The following is a 5088-nucleotide window of genomic DNA, read 5'->3' as shown; positions in this document are numbered from 1 at the left end:
CCCCCCCCCCGACATATTTTTGTCAAGATTAAGTTAATTTAAACATTTGCCCACACAAAAACCGGAAATGTCAAGGTTTTTTTAGAATCTTTTTTAAAACGGGTTGAAAGTATTTTAAAAACGCTAAAATCTATTTTGAATTTGGTAAAATTTTGTATATGAATTTCAAAAAACATTATTGAAAAGTTAAAATGTAAAGCAGAAAAGCTAAAATTGCATGACAAAAAAGAAGTCGCTATTTTAACTACTCCAAAAAATATTATACTTCTGATAGAATCCGTTATGCTGCCTGCAGGTCAATCCCGTGCTTGTCAATCTCTGCCCAGAACCTATCTGCTGCCGTTTCGCCGGCAAAGATCTTACGTGGATAATCGTTAATCCAGCGTTCCGCAGCCTTTACAGAGTGGCAGGTGACAGACCTGTCAAAATCAGACCCTTTCGGAAATCGTCGCCTGACCATCTTGTTATTGCACTCGTTGCTCCCCCTCTCCTGTGGGGAGTTAGGATGGCAGAAGTAGACATTTGTCCGTTTGCCTTTACGGTACAAGGCCTGCTCTACACTGTCCCAATCTGAGAATTCTGATCCGTTATCAAATGTAATCGTCTGGAAGACATCGTAGAATGCCTTTCCCATCCGCTTTTCAATTCGATTGACAGCTTTACGCACCTCATCTGCCGTGTGATAAGCCAGTTCCTCTATGATTGTCATACGGGTCAATCTCTCGATGAAGACTAGCAGGCATTTCTTGTTGCCTTGCTGCCCCATGACGCAATCGCCTTCCCAGTTACCAAAGGTCGTCCTGTCATCAATTTCTTTTGGGCGGTCCTCAATGGTTCTTTTTTCTTCCTTTTTCCGCTCAGAGCATTCCTTGTTCTTAGGTTTCTTATCAGTCTTTTTCTTATGCCATCCATCTGCTAGGTCAAATCGTGTCAGCTTCGGAAAAAAGCCCAGATCAATTCCTTTGTAAATCGTATTGACCGATGTAATCCTTTCTTCAAATTCCTGCTTTGCATAATCACCAGATATCAGCACCGCCTCCGGAGAAAAACCTTTTTCCAGAATCGTTTTTTCTATGTAACTTCGCAGTTCCGGATCCTTGATCAATTTAGGTTGCGGTCCCGTTCTGCTTAGATGTTCGCAATACTTTTGTTCCGCTATTTCCGGGCTGTATCGCATCTCCGTTGTCAAGTCAGAATTAAGATGCTCATATTGCCCGCGTTTTATTTCGTTGTAAACCGTCGCCCTGCAGCTCCCAATCGCCTCTGCGATGGCCTGCTTCGAGCAGCCCCGATTGAGCATCCTCTCTATGGTCAACCGGTCCTCCCAGGAAAGATGATCTCCTGGCTCCTTTCTCTTCTTTCGATTGCCACTGCGCTGCTTCATATATTTCTCAGAACAGCGCAAATCAGCCCTTTGTTCAATTAGTCTCACTTTGTGCTTTCCTTTCTACCCTCTTATTTCTGTACTAAAAAGTATATCAATATCTTCACTCCATTTCAAATCCTCGTTCTCCTGCAATTTCCTTCTGCAGTTCTTCATAATCACTCTGGTTCAGCCAATTCTCTACAGTGTCATCCAGACTTCTGCGAAGCCATGCCAGTGCCTCACGCAACTGGTAATTGCCCGTCTGGCGAGGTAAAATACGATATCTTTGCTGTGGCTTTTCGAGTCGATATAAAGCTTCTGCCGCATATTCGTTGCCCATGGCTGCTGATTTTGCATACCATGATCTTGCACTGTTAATGTCTCCGCTTTGCTTTGCCAATTTTCCAAGATGGTACATGGCATACATATTCCCCCATTCCGCAGCCTCTTTCAAAAATTTAATTCCTTTTTCCACATCTTTCTCTGGGTTCGCATCCATTAAATACAGTTTCCCAAGCTGATAGATTGCCTGCTGATGATTTAACTCTGCTGCATCATGTAAAAAAGTAGCGGCAGACCTATAATCGACTGCAGTCCCCCGGCCGTTCAGATACATGGTTCCGATACGGTACAGCATGTTATCATCCTTTCCCTTCTGGTTCAAAAAAGCACTGAGTGCAGCTGCATAATAGGAATATGCTTTTTCTGTGTCTTTATCAGCCAATTCACCTTGCTCATAAATTTGTCTTAATTTATACTGCGCATATGGATTATCCAGCTCTGCTGCATCCATATAATACTGCAGCGCTGCATCCACATCCCGCTCCACCCCATTGCCTTGCAGGTATAGCCCACCTAACAAATACATGGCATAACTATGTTTTTTGTCTGCCGCTTCCTGTAAATATCTTGCAGCCCTTTGGACATCTTTTTCGGTTCCCTGCCCATACAAATACTGTTTTCCTATTCGATAGGCACAATATCTAGGGTCGCTTTCATAACAAGCCATGAATCCTTCCAATGCTTCTGTATAAAATGACTGGGCCACTTCTTCATCAGGTTCCACACCACGTCCAAAATGATAGATATTTCCCATTTCGCTTATAGCTAGGACATTACCATTTTGAGATAGCCGCCGCAGTGTCTCAATCGCGCCTGTATAATTACGGTCAACGTATATCTGATCTCTTGCTTTACTGTATCCGTCCTTCCAGTTGAGATAATATTTCTTTAACCCTTTCGGCTCAAACAGCCTCTCTGCTGCTACATCATCACAATCACCCAAAATTTCTTCCTGCAAATCCGGTTCCGGTGCTTTTTCCTGCTCTTCATTTTCCTGTGCGTCCTCTTGCCAGTCAGGTTCTAATGCCTCCGGCTCTGGCTCTGGTATCAAGATAGTTTCTTCCGTCTGCTTCACAGACTGATCATATTCTTTCAGTTGCCGTAAAATTGCATTTCCCATTCGGTAATATAGGTCATCCAGTTTATTCTGCACATATGTATCATCACTGTCGCCATATGCTGCCTGGTATCGACTTTCTTGCAGTCTTAATTTGTCTTGCAGGCGTTCAAAATCGCCTTCATGGTATTTCTTTATATATAGCTCTGTCAAATCGTCAATTTCCGTCCTTAGATGCGACATTGCGCTGTTTCTGTAATTGCATACGCCCTTATTCTCCGGCAGCTTTTCATAAAGCGCAAGAAAACGGCTGCGAAATTCTTCATCATCATACAGTACATATTCTTTCATACTTTGTACCAGCCTCTGACGGATTAAATTATTGATCTCGATATTCAATTCCTTGTCATTGACCAGCTCACTGACGATTGTACTTTTTGCCGCTTTTAAACTGCTTTCCCGAAACCGACCTACGTATTCTTCCTTTTCTACAATGTTTCCTTTTTCATCCAGGATAGGTATCCGCTCCATCTTTCCTGTTTCTGGATTCAATTCTTTCTTATACTGCCATTTCCCATCCACCTGTACGACTTCGTACTGCTCATACCGCTTTTTCGGGCGCATCGGTACTGGCTCTACGGTACTGATATGCACATGGATATTGTCAGTATTGTAGTGAAAAGATGCTGACCAAACACCGTTCTGTAATCCTTCTTTCTCCAGCATTTTATTGATCGCGCTTCTGGCTACATTCCGCATCCTTTTCTCGTCCAAAATCTGCAGAGTGCTGTCATATACGCCCATCTGTGCAAGCCAGTCATTATCAAAAGACAGCACTGTTTGCCACATCAGGCTGCCTTTGTCCTGTGCATCTGTATATACTGTTTTTAGGCTCTGTATCTCATCCTCGCTCAAAGTGTCCTTTTGTGCCGTGAAAAGACCTGATATTTTTTCTAGTTTTTCAAAATCCATGCCCAAGGACTTATCAGGATTTCCCATGTAGTCCATATATCCGGCAAAGATGTCATACTCCTCAATGTATTTCCTACGCACCGCTTCAGGTCTATCCATATAAGAAATAAAGCCTGCAAAGTATTTCTGATTCGGTCCGCAAAATGTCGTCACCACAACAACGCCCGGTGATTTATTACTCAATACTGCTCACTCCCTTCATCTATCAATCCTTCTAGCTTTGCAAAAATACGTTCGCAGCGTGTAACAAGTCTTTGGAGATTCTCCTGTTCTGCACGCTGCAACGCAAGTAAATCGGTTGCAAATGCCCTATATTTCTGGTCAAGGTTTTCCACTTCTGTACGCATTGCATAACCGTCCATGAGCTGGCGCACAAGTTCTGACATACTGATATCTCTTTCCTTTGCTGCCTTTTTCAGCATGGTATGTGTACGTTCATCCACGTTTCTTACATAAATCGTTTTCACTTCTTAACGCCTCCTTGCTTTTGTCTGCGGTCATCTTTAAACTGCTTCTCACGCTCTAGCTTGCGCTTCCACTGACGCCGGGATTCTTCTATTATTGGCGATGGTTCCCGATCTGCAGGATAGCATGCAGTATATCCTCTTTCAATCAGGATTGTATTCACAGCGTCAAGGGTAAGCTGCACAGCCTGCTCTGTTTGTCTTGCCGCAGCTCTAGTGCTTTCCAGGACTTCTGCATATCTCTCATAAATAATCTGGGCAAAACGCTCTTCCATGGATTGTCTCACATTATGCTGCAGGAGGATATATTCCAAAGCCGCTGTTTCTGATTTTAAATGCCTTTCTTCCATGACTTGATGGATGATTTCTAAGGACTTTTCTGATAAAATATAATTTTTGCGTACCAAGTTAAGGACTCCTTTCCGATTATTGCATACAGATGATTTCTGTATAATGAGGAAAAAGCGCAAGCGAGGAAAACCTCTGGCACTGCCAGAGTTGCACAGAATGTGCAAGCGGTTTTCCCTTATGCTCTTTCCAGTATGAGCGAAGAAACGAGAGGACGAGTTTCCACCGATGAGGAACGTCCGAAGGACAGACGATTCTTCAGGTCCATGTCAGCACCCCCTCATCAAAAAATCCAAAAGCTGCTGCGTCAATACAATCTCCTTTTGAAATTGAGGACGTAGGATTACATTCCAGCGTCCGCCTTCCTCTACCGTTATAACCCCCACATGCTTGGCATCCTCTATCATTCTCCGATACCGATTCAGGATAATCTGCGCTTTTTCCTGAGGCATGACAATCCAGCTTTTGTGGCAAAACTCCACATTGGCTTTTGCCTGTAAAATGACTTTTTTCACATCGTTTAATTTAAACTCAAATGC

5 protein-coding genes are annotated in these 5088 nt (G+C 43.2%); all 5 read right to left on the bottom strand.

Features of this window, described 5'->3' with window-relative positions; translation table 11 throughout:
• Positions 1-280 precede the first annotated feature (280 nt).
• A complete protein-coding gene (locus D1151_RS12740) occupies positions 281-1432 on the bottom strand; it encodes an IS30 family transposase (RefSeq protein WP_161873815.1) in 1152 nt (383 codons plus the stop codon).
• A 55-nt stretch (positions 1433-1487) separates the two neighbouring features.
• Entirely contained in the window at positions 1488-3920 is a 2433-nt protein-coding gene (mobP2, locus tag D1151_RS12735; RefSeq protein WP_161873814.1) for a MobP2 family relaxase, read from the bottom strand.
• Entirely contained in the window at positions 3917-4204 is a 288-nt protein-coding gene (locus D1151_RS12730) for a hypothetical protein (RefSeq protein ID WP_161873813.1), read from the bottom strand. The genes mobP2 and D1151_RS12730 overlap by 4 nt, the downstream gene beginning before the upstream one ends.
• Positions 4201-4608, bottom strand: coding sequence for a hypothetical protein (locus D1151_RS12725; RefSeq protein WP_161873812.1), 408 nt, complete (start codon positions 4606-4608; stop codon positions 4201-4203). Before D1151_RS12725 ends, D1151_RS12730 begins: the two co-directional genes overlap by 4 nt.
• Before the next feature lie 210 nt (positions 4609-4818).
• Positions 4819-5088 (bottom strand): hypothetical protein (locus D1151_RS12720; protein WP_306770901.1); only part of this gene is annotated, 270 nt, incomplete at its 5' end.

The organism is Emergencia sp. 1XD21-10, assembly GCF_009936045.1.
GTDB classification, from domain to species: domain Bacteria; phylum Bacillota; class Clostridia; order Peptostreptococcales; family Anaerovoracaceae; genus Senimuribacter; species Senimuribacter intestinalis.
The sequence above is the reverse complement of the archived record's forward strand: the minus strand, read 5'-3'. Positions and strand labels throughout refer to the sequence as shown.